Annotated in this window: 14 protein-coding genes; 13 read left to right on the plus strand and 1 reads right to left on the minus strand. The window is 52.0% G+C overall.

The genetic code is table 11. The annotated features are described in order from the left end of the window. Positions 1-248: 248 nt before the first annotated feature. The 4 genes from ACSF8W_RS04360 to ACSF8W_RS04375 all read left to right on the plus strand — a co-directional run bounded on the left by ACSF8W_RS04360 (position 249) and on the right by ACSF8W_RS04375 (position 3,785). The gene (locus ACSF8W_RS04360; RefSeq protein WP_500845380.1) at positions 249-2,357 is read left to right on the plus strand and encodes a plasmid pRiA4b ORF-3 family protein; all 2,109 of its coding nucleotides are present in this window, start codon (positions 249-251) and stop codon (positions 2,355-2,357) included. Between the two features lie 170 nt (positions 2,358-2,527). Further along, positions 2,528-2,884: a hypothetical protein gene (locus ACSF8W_RS04365; protein WP_428479876.1), complete on the plus strand. Its 357-nt coding sequence runs from the start codon at positions 2,528-2,530 to the stop codon at positions 2,882-2,884. 165 nt (positions 2,885-3,049) lie between these two features. Continuing rightward, on the plus strand, positions 3,050-3,466 hold the full coding sequence (locus tag ACSF8W_RS04370; protein WP_500845382.1) for an HI0074 family nucleotidyltransferase substrate-binding subunit: 417 nt from the start codon (positions 3,050-3,052) through the stop codon (positions 3,464-3,466). Continuing rightward, positions 3,459-3,785 carry a nucleotidyltransferase domain-containing protein gene (locus tag ACSF8W_RS04375; protein ID WP_500845384.1) on the plus strand — a complete coding sequence of 109 codons (327 nt, stop codon included), beginning with the start codon at positions 3,459-3,461 and terminating at the stop codon, positions 3,783-3,785. Before ACSF8W_RS04370 ends, ACSF8W_RS04375 begins: the two co-directional genes overlap by 8 nt. Before the next feature lie 251 nt (positions 3,786-4,036). Here the strand turns inward: ACSF8W_RS04375 and mnmC are convergent, their stop codons facing one another. Beyond that, positions 4,037-6,094, minus strand: a complete 2,058-nt coding sequence (mnmC, locus tag ACSF8W_RS04380) for a bifunctional tRNA (5-methylaminomethyl-2-thiouridine)(34)-methyltransferase MnmC2/FAD-dependent 5-carboxymethylaminomethyl-2-thiouridine(34) oxidoreductase MnmC1 (protein ID WP_500845913.1) — start codon at positions 6,092-6,094, stop codon at positions 4,037-4,039. 251 nt (positions 6,095-6,345) lie between these two features. On the opposite strand from mnmC, the gene fabB reads away from it, so the two are divergent. The 9 genes from fabB (at position 6,346) to cvpA (ending at position 19,451) form a co-directional block, all read left to right on the plus strand. Beyond that, positions 6,346-7,560, plus strand: coding sequence for a beta-ketoacyl-ACP synthase I (gene fabB, locus ACSF8W_RS04385; protein WP_500845386.1), 1,215 nt, complete (start codon positions 6,346-6,348; stop codon positions 7,558-7,560). A 678-nt stretch (positions 7,561-8,238) separates the two neighbouring features. Further along, a complete protein-coding gene (locus ACSF8W_RS04390) occupies positions 8,239-9,441 on the plus strand; it encodes a 4-phosphoerythronate dehydrogenase (protein WP_500845388.1) in 1,203 nt (400 codons plus the stop codon). Next, entirely contained in the window at positions 9,438-10,451 is a 1,014-nt protein-coding gene (locus ACSF8W_RS04395) for an aspartate-semialdehyde dehydrogenase (RefSeq protein WP_500845390.1), read from the plus strand. Before ACSF8W_RS04390 ends, ACSF8W_RS04395 begins: the two co-directional genes overlap by 4 nt. Before the next feature lie 244 nt (positions 10,452-10,695). Beyond that, positions 10,696-14,496: a FimV/HubP family polar landmark protein gene (locus ACSF8W_RS04400; RefSeq protein ID WP_500845391.1), complete on the plus strand. Its 3,801-nt coding sequence runs from the start codon at positions 10,696-10,698 to the stop codon at positions 14,494-14,496. A 286-nt stretch (positions 14,497-14,782) separates the two neighbouring features. Then, a complete protein-coding gene (gene truA, locus ACSF8W_RS04405) occupies positions 14,783-15,568 on the plus strand; it encodes a tRNA pseudouridine(38-40) synthase TruA (protein WP_500845393.1) in 786 nt (261 codons plus the stop codon). A gap of 267 nt (positions 15,569-15,835) precedes the next feature. Continuing rightward, entirely contained in the window at positions 15,836-16,765 is a 930-nt protein-coding gene (gene accD, locus ACSF8W_RS04410) for an acetyl-CoA carboxylase, carboxyltransferase subunit beta (RefSeq protein ID WP_500845395.1), read from the plus strand. Positions 16,766-16,978: 213 nt separating this feature from the next. After that, positions 16,979-18,256, plus strand: a complete 1,278-nt coding sequence (gene folC, locus ACSF8W_RS04415; protein WP_500845397.1) for a bifunctional tetrahydrofolate synthase/dihydrofolate synthase — start codon at positions 16,979-16,981, stop codon at positions 18,254-18,256. A gap of 36 nt (positions 18,257-18,292) precedes the next feature. Next, positions 18,293-18,895 (plus strand): SPOR domain-containing protein, encoded by a 603-nt coding sequence (locus ACSF8W_RS04420; RefSeq protein ID WP_500845399.1) that lies wholly within the window; start codon positions 18,293-18,295, stop codon positions 18,893-18,895. A 64-nt stretch (positions 18,896-18,959) separates the two neighbouring features. Next, entirely contained in the window at positions 18,960-19,451 is a 492-nt protein-coding gene (cvpA, locus tag ACSF8W_RS04425) for a colicin V production protein (RefSeq protein ID WP_500845915.1), read from the plus strand. Positions 19,452-19,564: the final 113 nt, after the last annotated feature.

The following is a 19,564-nucleotide window of genomic DNA, read 5'->3' on the forward strand; positions in this document are numbered from 1 at the left end:
AAGGAGCATCCCCAATGGAACTGTAGCATATTATGCTGCCATGTTATGACAGTGAGTATGTTGTCAGTCGGTTTTTAACGCCGTGATCGTGTTTTGCCTGTGAGCGTTGTCCTTGATGTGTCGTGAAGAAGACAGCGTACTTCGCCCTAACGATACTCACGACTTGGCTCGCAAGGGCCTTGTTGGTATGTTAAGCGTTATCTTCGGAAGTTGGCTATATCCCCTCTGTTTTTAAAAGGAATTTCCCTGTGCTATCACCAGAACGATTACTGCAAGCCCTTGTTGATTACGCCCGCCAACCTGAACCACGCAAACTGTCGACTGAACAGGTGGCGTGGTTTGCACAGCCAGAGTCGGTGTTTATGCTGTATTACACCGTCTTGTCGCTACCGGATGAGTTGGCTGATGCGGTGATGCCTGCGTGTCTGGATTGGGTGGAGGTGGCAACGTCTGAGTTGGCGCTGACGGTGAGTCGTGCGCCAGACGGGACGAAGGCGGAGCTTGAAGCGGTCATCGCCATGATCGTCAACGAGGCGGCAAACCAAGGGATATTGAACCCGAAGCGCGCTTTCGAGGTGCTGACCATGTTAAAGCAGGCGCAGTTTGATACCTCTGGGGTGGATATGGATGCGATCTATGCTGAACAAGCGGAGCATACGCATACCGAAGGTAACGTGATGCTGTCGCCAGAAGCATTGATCAGTCAACTGCTTGATGACATTAAGCAAGAAGAGATCCAGTCGGGTATTGAATTTATCGACTTTTTTGAAGCCGGTTATGCCCTCATGCCGCGAGATCCCATGTCACTGCTCTTTAGTGCGATCACACACTTCACCTGGAGTGTCGATGCGCTGCTTTTGCTGACCTATTACCACGAAAAGCCCGTTGCGCTGTGTGCCGCTGAGGCACTGGATGGGATGACGCACAAATCATGGTGTCACCTTAGTCAGCGACAGTTGTTGCATGTATTACGCCGTTTTGCCCGTCATCCTGAATTGCAGGGCCATTATAAACGCTGGCAGAAGTATGCCATGAAACATGCTGCATCCGGTGAGGTGGCCACCATTGAACAGGTGAAAGCGACGCATGTGGATGGTATTGGGTGTGCCTCGGTGATGATCCGTTTTCGGTATAACGGCCAGAACGGGGTCTTTGCAGGTTTATTGGATCTTGAGCGTGGCCTGCGAGATACCATGTTGAATCTCGGCTGTGAGGACGATTTCTTTGCGTCAATTGTCGACACGATGCAGGACGTGCCGGATACACCGATGACCTTGATCACAACCAACAGTGATTGGTTGGCCGAGGTATTGCCATGGTTGTTGGCCAAGCAAAAAGAAGACAATATCGATTTGCATATGCTGTACTTTTTGTCCCTGCTACCGACGGCGTGGACCACCCCCCAACCGTTTTCACTGGCGGATCACATCGCGCACTATCAAGTCGATATTAGCGATAAGGCGGTGGAGAATGCGCGGAAAATGAGCCGTTTCATCGGTAATGATCTGATGTTTTCTTGGCGACCGCCGTTTGAGTCTATTTCTGCCTCTGTCACGGTGAAATCACTGATGAAAACCTATTACTATGCGCATAAAGCGACGTTTATTGAGCGTTTTGCGTTTCTCGCACTGCTTGAACAGTACGGTTCAGATAACCCGGTTTCCTCGGATAGACAGACGGCAGAGGCCTATTGGCAATTGGCGCAGGCGCTTACCGATCCGGCGCTAAATCGTAAGCGATTTCCGTTGTTTGAAGATTTAGCCGAAATCTGCATTGAGGATTACCATGATGTGATGGTGATGGAATTGGATGCTGGCCAGGAAGAGACAGGATTGGTCTTGAAGGTGGCGCTGCTAGACGCGAAGCCTGCGGTGTGGCGCCGGATCAAAGTGAGCAATACGATCCCTTTGTATGTCTTCCACGTGGCATTGCAAATCAGCATGGGGTGGGATGATGCGCATGCGTATCTGTTTGAAACGGCTTCTCAGCGGTTTTTGGACGATGATGGCGATATACCGTTGGGCGCATTGTTGAAGCAAGCCGGTGACTCACTGCTGTACCGTTATGATTTTGGTGATGATTGGTGTCATAGCATTACGCTGGAAAAAGTGATGGCCAATGATGTCGATATCCCGAGTGTCAGTGCCGGACGTGGCGTGTGTCCTGAAGAGGATTGTGGCGGCATTGACCAGTGGAACCGCCTTTACCGCTTGCTGAAAAAAGCGGCGTTAAGCGATGTGGACTATGAATGGCTTGAGGATTTTGGGTTTGATCCTGATGCGCGTCAGCAGGACTTAGCCGCGCGAAGCTTTGATAAAGCCGCGGTGAATGCTGCGTTACTTCACGTGTTTGGTTAAGCGCTGCAACCTTCCCATACGCAGTGGCGATTTATCGTCGTCGCTGCTATGGGGGCTTGCCTTTCATTTTCCCGTACTTTTTCTCCGACATTCTCCCTCGAAAATATCAGCCCTCTCTATACTTACACTTATATCAATAAAGATATTGCCGTATGTTTTGGGGAGTGATGATGAAACAATCCGTGATGGCACTAGCCTTGCTGGGAATGAGTCTGTCTGCCTGTGCGTCAGAGCCAGTTACCCGTCAAGCGAATCAAAGCGCAACATCTACCGCACAAAGCAGTACAAAAACCACATCAACCTCAACCAATGCCTCTGCTGCTAATAGCACGGCGACAACCGCAAAAGCAGCAACGGAGCAGACGGGCACTGCCGCTGGCATTGATAGCGCCTTAGCGGCATCCGCGGGTGGCATTACGGCCACGGTACTCGCTGTCGGGGTGGCCGCAGTTGTGATTGGTGTTGCCGTGTCGGATAGCGGCGGCGGTGATGATCCCGCGCCACCGGTGACCGCAGCGGTGGAGTAGGGGAGAGTCCCTAGTAAGAGCGGAAAAGCAAGATCGGTCCTTGGTCCTATGGAAAGGGGAAGGGATCAGATCATGCTTCGCGCTGAGAAAAAGAGAGGGGATGAAGCGGAAGAAAAATGATGATGTGTTATTCTTCCTTCACCTTCTTTATTACAGAGCATACCGATGTCACTCAATCCGCTGCGTTGGAAACAACGACTACAAAACCTGCAAAAAGCACATTCACGATTAACGAAAGCGTGTGCTCAAGAATCCTACAATGAATTAGAACTTGCAGGGTTGATTCAAACCTTCGAATTCTCTTTTGAATTAACCTGGAAGACATTAAAAGATTTACTTGAGTTTGAAGGGTACGATGCCGCGTCTCCGCGCAGTGTGATCAGAACGGCGTTAGAGGCGACACATGTATCCCCTGAACAATGTGAAGTCTTGCTTGATGCATTAGGTAAGCGTAATTTGTTGACGCATACCTATGATGAAGAAAATGTGTTGGAAGCACAGGCGTTAATTATCAGTGAATTTGAACCAGTGATCACCGCAATTACACAATACTTGGTTGAGAAAAGCCTAAAAGATGAGTGATGTTCAACAAGTGGATAGTCCACAAAAAAATGGCTTGAAGTTACGGCATCAGCAGCAACTCGTTGCGATTTTAACGCAACACCCACGTGTAGAGTCCGTATGGCTATTTGGGTCGCGAGCGCTGGGGACGTACAAACCGCATTCTGATATCGATCTTGTGGTGAGCGGGGAATTACTCAGCTTAACGGACATTGCCGATCTCTTGACACAAATAGAGCTAACAACGATCCCGTTCAAGGTGGATCTTTTGCTTATGCACAAAATCAAAAATGATAAGTTACACGAACATATCCAGACACATGGCATAAAGTGGGTGTGAGAAAAAGAGCGGAAGAGCAGGGGCGAGTGTCGAGGGGCTAGTCCCTAGTAAGAGCGGAAAAGCAAAAGCGGGTTTTAGAGCGGTCCTAGGGCCCTATGGAAAAAGCAGGACCACAGGACCCTTTTGCTCTCACTCGGCGCGAAGCATGACCCGTCCCTAGGTACTTGTACCTGCTTTTCACCGCTCCTACGCGTCCCTAGTCCCTTTAGACTCGTACCTGCTTTTCCTCGTCCCTAACAACGCTCCGCGTTTTAGATCTTCTTCCCTTTCACCAACTTTCTCACCCACATCCGTCCCGGATGCAAGGCTTCCAATACACTGTTTGGCAACGGTAACGGATCGCCGCAGATCTGCGAGGCTAACACTTCACCCAATAACGGGGCGGAACTCAGGCCGCGAGACCCCAAGGCAATCATCGCATACAGGTTAGGGTAAACCGGTACCGGTTGGGCGCTGTCTTGGTTATCTTTTAAATCGGCGTATTGCGCAAGCAGGGCATCGAAGTCACACACATCACCGACAAACGGTAGGTGATCACGGCTGGCACAGCGTACGCCGACACGGGCGTTATTGGCGGAAAAGTCCAGCGTGGTGGGCCATTCACTCTCAGGTAGACAGTTGATCAGGCGTTGCTGGTTATCCGCATGCTCTTCACTGCTGAAGGTCAAATCTGTACTGCCACGGCGGTAGCTGGCACCAATACAATGGCTGTCACCTGCAGCGTTTACCGGGGTCAGGTAGCCGTCGTAACACAGTACGGTGTTAAGCTCATTTAACGCCGCATTGGTCGGAATGTGGCTGACTTGGCCACGCACCGAGTAAGCGGGAATGGCTTGAGTCTGTGTCAGCTCAGCAAAACGGTGACCGTTGGCCACGACAACCGTGCCATGTGTGGTTTGCTGACCGTGCTGATCCGTTAATTGCCATTGCGGCTCCTGAGACAGAGACAGATCTGGCGATGTGCTTTGTGCCAACTGTACAATTTCGCACTCAGTACGCACGGTTAAATAACCGGTCGCTTGGGCTTGTTCGAGTAAGGCTCGGGTCAGCGCTTGTGGGCACAACCAGCCACCCAGTGGGTAGTTCACGCTGTGAAAGCCCGTTTCAACGCCGGTAACGGCAGCGGTTTCAGCCACATCTAAGCTGCGGATCAACGCCTCAGGGAAACCGCCGTCGAGCATATTGCCGAGTTTCTTCGCCGCGTTCTCATCCCATGCCAATTGCGTGACGCCACACCAGTCATAATCAAAGCTAGTGCCTGCTTTTTCATTGTTGGCGGCGGCTTGGTCGACAAACTGACGGGCAAATACAAAGGCAGGCGCAAAGAAACGCGACAAGGCATCGTTGGCACCATTCAGTAGCGGGTACACCGCACCTTGACGGTTGCCTGATGCACCTTCGGCAGGCAAGGCATCGGCACAGTACAACGTCGTGTGAATACCACGGCGTGCGAGTGCCAGTGCGGTGGTTGCCGAGCCGACACCCCCGCCAATAATCGCCACTGACTCAGTGTGAGAAGCCGCGCGGCGGGTGTACCACGGTTTCACATTGCTGCCGTACTGACGATCGGCAATGTGGCCAGCCAGCATTTCACGCTTGGTACCAAACCCTTTGACTTTTTGCATGCTAAAGCCTGCGTCAATCAGGCCGCGACGGACAAAACCGGCGGCGGTAAAGGTGGCTACGGTACAATCGGTACGGGCCAGTTTCGCCATGCCATCAAACAGGGTCTGGCTCCACATCTCTGGGTTTTTGCTCGGGGCAAAGCCGTCAAGGAACCACGCATCCACAATGCCGTGCGCATCGGTCCATACTTGTGGCATGCAGTCTTTAATATCACCGAACCATAAATCCAGTGTGATCATGCCATCTTCCAGCACCAAGCGGTGGCAATCCGCCACGGCAGGTGGGTAGTGGGCGTGCAGCTGTTCCGCCACGTCCGCCAGATCGGGCCATGACTGATGCGCTTTGATCAAGTCGTCTTTGGTGACCGGAAACTTCTCAAAGCTGATGAAATGCAGCTCTTTGGTTGTTGCATCCGGATTGGCGGCACGGAACGCCTTGAACCATTGCCACACGGCGAGAAAGTTCAGGCCGGTGCCAAAGCCGGTTTCGGCAATCACAAAGCGGCGGCGATCAAACGTCTCCCAACGGGTGGGTAGGTGGTTTTGGTGTAAAAAGACGTAGCGGGTTTCTTCCAGGCCGTTTGCATTTGAAAAATACACGTCGTCGAAATCGTTTGAGACGGGTGTACCTGCCTCATTCCAGTCTAAAACCGCATGGGCAATGCGAGAGACAGAAGAGGGCATATCAGGGTGTGTGTCGGAATCAGGCAAGGGAGCAACCTCATAAGTGGGTAGATCAACAGGGGCAACCCTAACGGGTCACATCTTCAGCATTACTGGGCTATGCAGGCGGACAGACACTGTGCGCTGCGTAGTAATAATGCACAATTTTAGTGAAATTAAGGGCGATTGTACCCGATCAAAAGGAAAGCTGACCACTTTTGACAGACAAACCCGTTATTATCATCACCGTTAAATGACAGTAGGAATTCATCATGAAACGAGCCGTAATCACAGGCATGGGTATTGTATCCAGCATTGGTAACAACGTTAAAGAAGTGCTGGCGTCATTGAAAACGGGTAAATCCGGTATTTCTTACTCTGAACAGTTCGCAGAAATGAAACTGCGTAGCAATGTTTGGGGTGATTTGAAAATGACCCCCTCTGAGCATATTGATCGTAAAAAAATGCGTTTCATGGGTGATGCCGCCGCATTTGCATATTTATCTATGGAGCAGGCTATCGCGGATGCGGGCCTGACCGAAGAACAAGTCTCTAATGACCGTACTGGCCTGGTGGCGGGTTCGGGTGGCGCGTCGTCTTATAACCAAGTGGCGGCTGTCGATATTTTGCGTGAAAAAGGCGTGAAGCGTGTGGGTCCTTACATGGTACCGCGTACCATGTCATCGACGGTATCAGCATGTTTGGCGACCCCGTTTAAAATCCGTGGTGTGAACTACACCATGAGTTCAGCATGTGCGACCTCTGCACACTGTATCGGTCACGCTCTGGAATTGATCCAGTTGGGCAAACAAGATGTGGTGTTTGCCGGTGGCGGTGAAGAATTGGATTGGTCACTGACCATGATGTTTGATGCGATGGGCGCGTTGTCGACCAAGTACAACGACGATCCAACAAAAGCATCACGCACCTATGATGCAGACCGTGACGGCTTTGTGATCTCAGGCGGTGGCGGCATGCTGGTGGTTGAAGAGCTAGAACACGCGCTTGCACGTGGTGCAAAAATCTACGGCGAAATCGTCGGTTACGGCGCGACGTCTGACGGCTACGACATGGTCGCCCCATCAGGCGAAGGCGCGGTACGTTGTATGAAGATGGCGATGCAAGATTTGGATGCGCCGATCGATTACATCAACACCCACGGCACATCAACGCCAGTCGGCGATGTGAAAGAGCTAGGCGCGATTCAGGCATTGTTCGGCGAAAACAGCCCTGCCATTTCTGCGACCAAAGCCATGACCGGTCACGCACTGGGCGCGGCGGGCGTACACGAAGCGATTTACTCAACGCTGATGCTAGATAACGGCTTTGTCGCCCCAAGTATCAACATTGATAACCTCGACCCTGCAGCTGAAGGTCTGGACATCGTGACGGAAACGCGCGAAGTAGAACTGAAGACCGTGATGTCAAACAGCTTCGGCTTCGGCGGCACCAACGCCACACTGGTTATCAAGAAATACGAAGGATAAGCGCGCAAGCGCAGGGGCGAGTTTATAGGTACGAGGGACGAGTAACGAGTAAGAGCGAAAGCACTGCATCAATCAGTGACCAGACGAGATTTTCTCGTCCCTAGTCCCTCGCTATCTCGACCCTTTATTCATTCTCCAGGTGTTGGCACTGACGGCGTTCAACCATTCACGGCCTTTTTGCGGAGACTGGATGAGTGGGATGAGCGCCAGTCAGCGCCAAAACAGACGCGACAGGCATCGCTATCATAGTATTTTCTTTTGCTGGATAGATCTGTGATCGCGGTGACTGTTTGATTGCCTGGAACACGCCCGGTAGCGAGATGCTACCGGGCTTTTTTGGTTTAGGAAGGGGCGAGTTTCGAGTCTAAAGGGACGAGTAAGAACAAAAGCGTTTGCATTTATAGAACGGTCTGAAATTCTTCTGACAGAACCACAGATGCTTTTGATTTTGATCTCACTCGGAGCGAAGCGTGACCAGTCCCTAGGTACTCGTTCCTGCTTTTCCTTGCTCCTAGTCCCTCATGCTCTTCCTCGCCCCGCTTTTCCTCGTTCCTAGTCCCTAAATGCTCTTTCTACTTCTTCATCTTTTACTCGGAACTCGCCAACGCGTCCCTTTACTCTTACAATTTCTCCATCGCGAAACTCACGTGAATCACGTAATGACTTTAGGACCCAGTGATGAAAATCCTCATAGACGAGAATATGCCGTATGCCGAAGCGCTGTTTAGCCAATTAGGCGACGTAATCAGCAAGCCCGGCCGTACTTTAACCGCCGACGATTTGGTGGATATTGATGCCCTGATGATCCGCTCGGTGACCAAGGTGAACGCTGATCTGCTCAGCAAAGCCAATGCGCTGAAATTTGTCGGTACCGCCACGGCAGGGCAGGATCATGTCGATGAGGCGTTGCTGGCAGCAAAAGGCATCACCTTTACCGCCGCACCGGGCTGTAACAAAGTCGGTGTCGCCGAATATGTGCTCAGCAGCCTGATGGTACTCGGTCAGCAGCAAGGCTTTTCATTGTTTGATAAAACCGTCGGCATCATTGGCGCAGGTAACGTGGGCAGTTACTTGGCGCAATGTCTGGATGCGCTAGGGATCCGCTATTTGCTGAATGACCCGATCAAACAAGCCCAAGGGGATACACGTACTTTTCATTCCATTGAGGATATCCAACAGCAGTGCGATGTGATCACCCTGCACACGCCGATCACCCGGGATGGCGATTATCCGACACACCATTTGGTGGATACTGCCTTCTTGGGCAAGATGCAGTCAGGCGCCATTTTGATCAACGCCGCCCGTGGTCCCGTGGTCGATAATCAAGCCTTGAAAGTCGCCTTAAACGCGTCGCTGCAGGCGAGTCAGCTGCAACAAACCAGTGATGCCAGTGCAAGACCGCACCTGACCGCCGTACTGGATGTGTTTGAACAAGAGCCGCAGGTGGATTTAGCCCTGTTGCCATTATTGGCATTTGCCACACCACATGTGGCCGGTTACGGCCTGGAAGGCAAAGCGCGTGGCACCACCATGGTCTACAACCGTTTCTGTGAGTTTCTGGCGGTCGACAATACGGTGGAAGCCGCGAGTTTGTTGCCGATTGCGCCGATCCCGCACGTGACCTTGAGTCAGTCGTGGGATGAAGCGACCCTCTTTAGCCTGACCCAATTGGTCTACGATGTGCGCCGTGATGACGGTGTATTCCGCCGTGAAATGGGGCAAACAGCAGAAGGTAGCGTGGAAATGGCCACTGCGTTCGATCGGATGCGGAAAAATTACTGGGATCGACGTGAATATAGTGCGATTACGGTAGCGGGCGAGGCCCATTTTGGGGTAGAGTCGCTGGCTAAATTAGGTTTTACAGTAGAGGAAAGGCCATGAGCCAGGAATTTGATATTGCCGTACTTGGCGCAACCGGCGTCGTTGGCGAAGCCATCGTAGAAGTGCTTGAGAGTCGCAATTTTCCTGTTCGCAATCTTTATTTGCTTGCGTCTGAGCGCAGTGCGGGCAAAGTCGTGCGCTTTAAAGGCAAAAGTGTGCGTGTGACCAATGTTGAAGAATTCGACTGGGATCAGGTACAGCTTGCTATTTTCTCTGCCGGTGCAGAAGCCTCTGATCGTTGGGCGCCGATTGCGGCCGATCAGGGCGTTATCGTGATCGATAACACATCACGTTTCCGCTATGATCACGATGTACCGCTTGTCGTGCCAGAAGTGAATCCACACGCGTTGGCTGACTTCCGTAACCGTAACATCATCGCGAACCCGAATTGTTCGACCATTCAAATGATGGTGGCCTTAAAGCCTATCCATGATGCATACGGCATTGAGCGTATCAACGTCTGCACATACCAGTCCGTATCGGGTTCAGGCAAAGAAGGCGTCGACGAATTAGCGGGTCAAACAGTGAAATTGCTGAATGGCTTGTCGGCTGAAACCAGCGTGTACGACAAGCAAATTGCATTCAACTGTTTGCCACACATCGATGCATTCATGGATAACGGCTACACCAAAGAAGAAATGAAAATGGTGTGGGAAACCCAGAAAATTTTGGGTGACGACAATATCCGTGTGAACCCAACGTGTGTACGTGTCCCTGTATTCTACGGCCACGCGGAAGCGGTACACGTTGAAACGTGTCAGCCGGTGAACATTGAAGAAGCGATCAGCCTGCTGGAAAATGCCGAAGGCATCGAAGTGTTCCACGGCAGTGAGTACCCAACGCAAGTGGGTGACGCGACCGGTAAAGATCACGTCATGGTTGCGCGTATTCGTGAAGACATCAGCCACCCATGCGGGATTAACATGTGGGTGGTGGCGGATAACGTCCGTAAAGGCGCCGCGACGAACAGCGTGCAGATTGCCGAAACACTGATCGCTGAATACCTATAAGATCAGCGTTTTTACGCATGATAGATAAACAAACAGGGAAAGCTGCGCTTTCCCTGTTTGTTTATCTGCCTGCCCGTAAAGAGGCAGCCCATGCGCGCTTCCTCAATACACACTCAAGATCATTGGCAATAGGCCGATATCTATTATTCTAGTATGATGCGCGATAGAAAATCGCTGCACACGGTGTGCGCGAATTTGCGCGATGCATTGATCGCTTTTTTCCTGCCAAAGAGGACTGTAGGCAGTGTCTGACCATTCCAAGATGATGAAACGCCTTTTATTACCGGTACTGATTTCCTCGGCCCTTGCCTTGCCGGCACACGCTAATACCATACGCATCATGGGGCCGACGCCAGATGAACTGCCTGCGCCTTCCCCTAATACAGCCTCTTCGTCTGCGCAGTCGTATAACAGTACCAACCGTTATGGGCCAACGACCCATCAGGAAACCTTGTGGTCGATAGCGTCTCGCTACCGCCCGAATGATCAGATCTCTATTTATCAGGTGATTGGCGCGATTTTCCGTCAGAACCCACAAGCCTTTGAGCAGAACAATATTCATAGTTTGGTGCCGGGGAGCATTCTGACGATCCCGACACTGTCACAGATCCAGCGTGAAAACGTTAACGCGGTGAAGCAACGTCTGGAAGCCGATAAAGGGCGTGGTGCGATTGCCAAGAAAGCGCCACCCGCGCCCAAAGCGGTGCCTGCACCTACGCCGAAAGTCGCGGCAACGCCAGCCGCTATAACAGCACCTGTTACCCCGAAGCCAGCTGCACCAAAGTCGGCCGCTAACGTAGACAAGCCTGCTCCTGCAGTAAAATCCGCCGTAACGGCTGCCGCGACAGCCGATCCTACGCCAGCAGAAAGCGTGCGTGCGTTGATCCCGGCAAAACCGCACGCGCTGCAAGATCAGTTGGATGCTTCAGACGAGCAGATGACCAAACTGCTGGAAAGTAACCATTTACTGCGTGTGCGTTTGGCTGAAATGCAGCACGAAGTGGCCGCGTTGAAAAACCAAATCAGCGACGATGAGCAACTGCGCGCGCAGATCAAAGATTTCATTGAACAGCAAAGGGTCCTGCAAGAAGCCAAACCGACCGCGCCGGAAGCGACCTTGTTTGATCGCTTGATTGATAACCCGTGGGCATTGGCCGCGATGGCACTGATCCCCGGTGGCTTGCTAGCCGGTGCGTTGGCGTACTTTTTGTGGGGTCGCAAGAAAGAAGAGGAAGAATCACTGGAAGCCCTTGAAGGGCCGAAGGCTGATGATCCGGCGATGATGCCGCCGCCAGTGGATGACGAAGTGGTGCCGAACCTGGCCTTAGGCGGGGACGACGACTTGGATGAACTGTTTGGCGACGATGATCCGTTGTTCGCCGAAGACACTGACGATAAAGCCACGATCGATGACGAATTGTTTGAGATGGAGAATGGCTTTGGGCCAAGCAGCATTTCCGTGAAAGGGGATGAGCAAGCCATTGGTCTGGAAGACATGGAGCGCGCATTGGATGAGATTGAGCAAAAAGCCGATCTGAGTTCCGATGAAGCGTTAGCCGCGATGTGGGAAAAATCGCTGCAAGTGGAAGACGATGAAGACAGCTTTGACCTGTCGTTTGATAGCGATGTGATGGACTTGGGCGCGCTGGATGATGAACAGGATGCGCCACCGCCATCGGAACGTCGGCCTGAGGTCACGCCGGATCAGGAGATGCTGATCAATCAAGATGATCTGGACTCGCTGTTTGACAGCTTTGTTGCCGATGATGAGCTGAGCAATACCCATTCGCAGGCAGAAACGGCAGCAGAGACCGAGGCGCGAGCCAATGATGATCTCGCCCAACAAGCGGCAATCGATCAAGCCTTGGCGGACGCAGACATGTTCTCGTTCTCGTCACAGGATGACATTGATGACTTGTTCTCGGCAAACAGTACCTCACTGCTTGATGAGCTGATGGATGAAGACGACGACATGTTGACGTCAGACATTACGCTGGAAGAAGACAGTACCGCGTTGCTGGATGAATTGCTGGGGGATTTGGACGAAGACGATGATTTTCCGTCGTCCGACATTGCTCTGAGCGAAAACAGCACGGCGTTATTGGATGAGCTGGTGGCTGACATTGAGGATGAAGACGACGATGTGTCAGCGTTGGATTGGCCGTCGATGGAGCGGGATGATCCCGAATTTGAGCCTGTTGTCGATGACGTTGCCAATGAGGTGGCGAAGGACGCGACAAATGAGATCGTGTTGGATGAGATCTTAGCGGATGAGGTTTTATCGAATGTCGCCTTAGCGAATGAGCCTGCCTCTGAGCCTGCCTCTGAGCCTGTCATTGAACAACCTGCACCGCAGCCTGATGATACTGCCGTGAGCGTTGAAGCGGCCGAAGTGCCTGAAGAGGTGATCAGTGCTGACAGCTCGGACGTGACTGAGATGGCGGAGATGCCCCCGGTCGCTGACGTTGAGCCTGAAACGGCACAACGGCTTGATGAACATGAAGCGCCACTTGCGACTGAAGCGCTACAAGTGACGGATACGCCACAAGCATCTGATGAGTCCGAACATCAGGAGCCTGTCATGGATGACGAGCAGGCAGAGTTGGAAGCCATGCTGGCGTCTTCTTTCACCGAAGAAGATGCCGCCGCAATGGATCCGTCTGTCGGCATGACCGTGGAGCAGTTGCTGGAAAGCTTGGATGTCAATTCGCCGTTGGATCTCAGTGATTACCCTGAGTTCGACGAAGAAGCGGTGATGAATGCCGCGGATGTCGTCTTGGATGATGCGCCAGCGATGACGGTCAGTGCGGACGAAGAGCAAGCAGTCTTTGACAACATCGTTCGTCAGTTGCAGCAAGCCGCTGAAGCGGCCGATTTGCCATCAACGATAGCCCCTGTTTCGGATGATAGCGCACTAGACTTTGCCGAAGCCGAAGCCGAAGCCGAAGCCGAAGCCGAAGCCGAAGCCGAAGCCGAAGCCGAAGCCAAACCAGAAGAGGCGATCGACACGATCGCAGACCACGCCGATGATGCTGCACCTCGTGTTGACGGCATCGCTGAGCCAGTCACTTCACCGTTTGCGTTGCATGGTCAACCACAGGTGGCGTTTGAAACCTATGATGCCGACACCTTGCCGGAGTTTGGGGAAGATGACGCCCTGCAAGCGTCTTTTGATGAGCAGCATGAATTAGAACAATATGAATTGGAGCAAGGTCTTGCGCAGACGGTTGCCCCTGAATTAGCGGCAGAACCAGATAGCGCCGCAGAATTCGCGATGCCCGCTCAAGCGCCAGTATCCGCACCGGAATCAGCATCGGTATTCGCAAACAGTACGGAAGCAGAACGTGACAGCATGGAAACCGCTGGGTTAGACATGGCAGCCTTGCTGAGTGAACCGGAGGTGCTTGCGTCATCAAGTGTTGCAATGGATGATCCCCATGAGGCTCCTCAATCGGCTGTAGCAACCTCGGCTGTCGATCCCCTTGAGCGGGACGCGTTAGAACAAGACGCATTATTCGAATCAACGGCAGAACATGCTGAAACGCCCTTAACGGCGGAAGAGGATGCCATTTGGTCAACTGCTAACGCAGAGCCGGTGTTGGAAGGAGAAGACTGGACGACGCAACCGGACATGCAAACCGCAGATGTCACTGAATTTGATCCTGAACTTGCCGATGAACAATGGGGGAATAACTCTGAATCGGTTCTGTTGAACGATGATAAACAGGCATCGGCCGCGGCACCGTCTTACATCAGCATCGAAGCCTTGATGAAAGAGTTGGATGAGGTACCCGCAGGTGACATGGATGAAGCGCCACTGAACCTGGAAGTGGGGTTGGATGAATTCCCGGATGTGCTTGCCGGTATTGATGCGTACGATGTCGACAGTCAAGGGGAGTTCGCCAGCAAGCTGGATTTGGCCAAAGCCTATTTAGAAATGAATGATAGCGAAGGTGCCCGCGATCTGCTGGAAGAAATTGCGTTGCAAGCCGATGCCAGCCTACAGCAAGAAGCCAATGCACTGCTGGGCAAGATGAAGGTGTAAGTCGAGCAGGGGCGAGTATCGAGTTTAAAGGTACGAGTAAGAGCGGAAGAGCAAGCGTGAGAGCGCTTGCTTTTTTATTGGGGTTATATCAACCTAGAACCTAGAACCTAGAACCTAGAACCTAGAACCTAGAACCTAGAACCTAGAACCTAGAACCTAGAACCACAGGATCATAGGGCTCTGCTCTTCCGCTTTTCCGCGTCCCTTTAATCTCGCCCCTGTATCCCCTATAATCCGTCATCCTTTGACCCTTGGCCTTTGGCCTCCAGTAAAAACGAAGTGAATTATGCGAATAGCGTTAGGTATTGAGTACGACGGTACCAAATACTCCGGTTGGCAGCGCCAAAGCCACGCGGATAGCGTGCAAGAACGTTTAGAAAAAGCGCTGAGTAAAATTGCCGCTCATCCGGTTGAAGTCCAGTGTGCCGGGCGTACCGACGCTGGCGTGCATGGCACGGGGCAGGTGGTGCATTTTGACACCAATATGAGCCGTAAAATGGTGGCGTGGACCATGGGCGCCAATGCGAATTTGCCGAAAGATATCGCCGTGCGTTGGGCGAGTGAGGTGAGTGAGGACTTCCATGCGCGTTTCAGTGCAACCGCCCGCCGTTACCGTTATATCATTTATAATCATGCACTTCGTCCGGCGATCCTTGGCAATGGTGTGAGCCATTACCACGGTGAATTAGATGAAAAAGCGATGCATGAAGCTGCCCAGTACTTGTTAGGCGAGCAGGATTTCACCTCGTTCCGTGCGGCGCATTGTCAGTCGCTCAGCCCATGGCGTAACATGATGCACGTGAATGTATCGCGCCAAGGTAACTTCGTGATCATTGATATTAAAGCCAATGCGTTTGTTCACCACATGGTGCGCAATATTACCGGTAGTCTGATCAATGTAGGGCGTGGGGAAGAAAAGCCAGAATGGATTCAGTGGTTGCTCGCGCAAAAAAACCGCAGTTTAGCGGGCGCAACAGCCAAGGCGGAAGGGCTATACTTGGTGGATGTGGATTATCCTGCAACCTTTGGCTTGCCGCGTGCGCCATTGGGGCCGCTATTTTTGCCGGATTAAATATTGACGGATTACGTTTCTGCCAGAAAAAGCGAACTGACTCACGTTGAAACCGCTGTTTGAGTCGGTTTAAGCAGAAGGGGATGGGATTCCCCTTAAATTGGGTCTATAACAACTCATAGTACCAGTTTTTTATCCACAGACTGGCAAGTTTGTGCTTTAATTCCATCTCGAAAAATTAATGAATTTGTAATTCTCTGCTGCTAGAGCCCGAGTATCGCCGTTGCGAGTCGGCGCAGCAGGGAGTGAAAACAGAAAAGGTCATTCATGAGCTGGCTGGAAAAGATCCTTACAAAAAGCAATATTGTCTCCTCCCGCAAGGCGTCAATCCCTGAAGGGGTATGGACCAAGTGTACGTCATGCGAACAAGTGCTTTATCACGCCGATCTAGAACGTAACCTGGAAGTTTGCCCGAAATGTGACCACCATATGCGCATGAAAGCGCGTCGCCGTTTGGAAACATTCTTGGATGCCGAAGGTCAGGTTGAGTTGGCGGCGGACTTGGAGCCACAAGATAAGCTGAAGTTCCGTGATTCCAAAAAGTACAAAGATCGTCTGTCTGCGGCGCAAAAAGCCAGCGGTGAAAAAGACGCATTGGTGGTACTGCAAGGCACATTGCTGGAGCAGCCACTGGTTGCGTGTGCCTTTGAGTTCTCCTTCATGGGCGGTTCAATGGGCTCGGTTGTCGGCGCCAAATTTGTGCACGCGGTGGATGCGGCGATTGAAAACAACTGTGCGTTAGTGTGTTTCTCTGCCAGTGGCGGTGCCCGCATGCAAGAAGCCCTGATGTCGCTGATGCAAATGGCGAAAACCAGTGCCGCGCTTGAGCGTTTATCGGCGAAAGGTCTGCCATTTATCTCGGTACTGACTGATCCAACCATGGGCGGTGTATCGGCGAGTTTGGCGATGCTAGGCGATATCAACATTGGCGAGCCAAAAGCCTTGATCGGTTTTGCCGGTCAGCGCGTGATTGAGCAAACGGTGCGAGAGAAGTTGCCTGAAGGCTTCCAGCGCAGTGAGTTTTTGCTTGAGCACGGTGCTATCGATATGATTGTTGACCGTCGTGAAATGCGTCAGCGCATCGGCGGCTTGGTGGCGAAAATGACCCATGCGACATCGCCGATGGTGGTGTCAGTCGATGGGCCAGCGGCGAACGTTGAGACGCCGAAGGTCGATATCACGAAAGCCGAAGACTAATACGAGCGCGTAACCTGTTAAGCACGTCTAGCGGCTAAACATGGCCACAAGCGCTGACGTGCAGCCACAGTCGTAAACAAAATACAAACGGGACTTCGGTCCCGTTTGTCGTTTTTGGGTTTTGTTCCGCTTTATTCGTGCAAGGCGGTTTGGGTTCGTGCCGTTCAGTGTTAAATTAGACGCTATATTGCATAACTGAAAAAATGATAACTCATGTCCGGATTGACAGTACCTCAAGCACATTCCCCTTTGGCCTCGTGGCTTTCCTATCTTGAACAATTACACACCAGCGCGATTGATTTAGGGCTTGACCGTGTGCAGGCTGTCGCCACCCTGGCGGGGCTGACTAAGCCGGCAGACCGTGTCATTACCGTCGCGGGTACCAACGGTAAAGGCTCTACTTGTGCCATGCTGGAAGCGATTTTGCTGGAAGCAGGCTACAAAGTGGGTGTGTACAGTTCTCCGCATCTGGTTCGATACAACGAGCGTGTGCGCGTCAATGGCCAAGAACTGCCTGACAGTGACCATAGTATGGCGTTTGATGCCATTGAGCAGCAGCGTGGTGCGATCAGCCTGAGTTTGTTTGAGTTTGGTACGTTAGCGGCACTGCAGTTGTTCAAGCACCATCAGGTCGATGTGGTGGTGTTAGAGGTCGGTTTGGGCGGACGGTTAGACGCGACCAACATTGTCGACCATGACGTGTCGGTGATCACCAGTCTGGCGGTCGACCATGTCGATTGGTTGGGTGATGACATCAATGTGATTGGGTATGAGAAAGCCGGTATCTTCCGTGCGGGCAAGCCGGCTATCTGTGGTCAGCCACAGCCACCAGCGAGCGTGCCTGCCCATGCTGATGACATCGGTGCGGAATTTTATCAAGTGGGTTACCAGTTTGACTATCAGGTTGACGGTGACCATTGGCAGTGGGTGAGTGGGGCGTTCAAGCTTGAAAACCTGCCGTTGCCTTCTTTGCCGTTACCGAATGCCGCCACCGCGCTGATGGCGCTGGCCGTGGCGGATTTGGATATCACCGATGAACACATTGCGAACGGGTTGGCGAAAGCCGCGTTACCGGGACGCATGCAAGTGGTTTCTACCGCGCCGCTCGTGATCATGGACGTCGCTCATAATCCCCATTCAGCTGAATACTTTGCCCGTCAATTGGCGCAAATCAAGCAGCGTGAGCAGAAGCAGCGTATTCATGCGGTAGTGGCCATGCTACACGATAAAGATATCGCCTCGACGGTTGCAGAAATGCATTCTATCGTTGATGCGTGGTACCCCGCGTCGTTGACCGGCCCGCGTGCGGCACAGGCCGAAGACATTATTGCGCATATTCGCCCCCACACAGGCGGCGAGATTGCCGGTTTTGCCACCCCAACAGACGCATATGACACAGCGCTGACACAGGCCGAGCCTGAGGATATGGTAATTGTATTTGGCTCCTTCTACACTGTGGGACAGATTACCAGTCACATTGAAAGCAATTAGTGAAAAAGCAATTAAAAACAACCTATAGGAGTGATTGTGGCGAGTAAATTTCAGAGTCGCTTGGTCGGGACCATTATTTTGGTCGCCATTGGGGTGATTTTTCTCCCCGATTTGTTTGATGGTCAAAAGCAACATTATCAAGAGCAGTTCGCCAGCATCCCGCTTGAGTCAGAATCGGCCGACGAGGTGGAATACGAACGCATTCCTGCACCGGAGTTTGCTGAGGTGGATTTACCGCCAGAGCCAGTGACCGTCGTGATTGATCACGAGGCCACCGATGCGAGTGCGTTTGTGCCGAATGATGGTGCTTCATTCGACACCCAATCTGCGGCTGATCAGGTGGTTGCTGTGGCCCCTCAGCCCGTTGCACCGCCGAAAGCCGGTAATAAAGACAGCGGCTGGGTCGTGCAACTGGGGGTATTTCGCAATGCGGACAATGCCCATCAGTTAGTGGCGAGCCTGCGAGAGAAAGGGTATCAGGCCCATGTGTTCCCTAAACAGCCTAAAGAAGGAGAGTTGGCAAGAGTGGTGGTGGGTCCGGATGTATCCAAAGACACGCTCACAGCAAAACTGAAAGAATTACAAAAAATCACCGGATTAAAAGGCCGATTGGTCAGATTTAATCCACTAAACCCTTAGGTAAACGTTTGCGTTCTCATTTTTTCTGTTAGAATACGCACCAACAAGACGAATACAATAAATGATGATCTGGATTGATTACGTAATTTTAGGCGTAATTGGCTTCTCGGCACTGGTCAGTTTGATCAGGGGATTTGTGAAAGAAGCCTTGTCTCTCGTGATTTGGTTTGCAGCCTTTTTTATCGCCAGTAATTTTTATACCCAACTGGCAGCCCACTTCGCGAACATTCAGGATGAAATGCTGCGAAATGGCAGTGCGATTGCCGCGCTGTTTATTGCGACATTGATTGTCGGGGCAGTGGTGAACTATGTGATTGGCCAATTGGTGCAAAAAACCGGTTTGTCAGGCACAGACAGAGTACTGGGCGTGGTGTTTGGTGGCGTGCGTGGTGTCTTAATTGTCGCTGCGTTACTGTTCTTCATGGACGCATTTACTGGGTTATCTCAGTCTGACTGGTGGAAAAAATCAGAATTGATCCCACAGTTTGGCGTTGTGATTGAATGGTTTTTCACATACCTAAAAGACACATCAAGCTTTTTACCGCGCGCATTGTAGTAGCGAGCGGTTGTAGTAAAGGCGCTGCACGGCACGGTGATACCACCGGCGTTTGGCGCCATGGAAAGCGTTGACAGCGAGGATCGGGCTTAGTCTGACACTCGCTGACTTTT

The sequence above is a fragment of the Photobacterium sp. 270122K genome, from assembly GCF_059941365.1.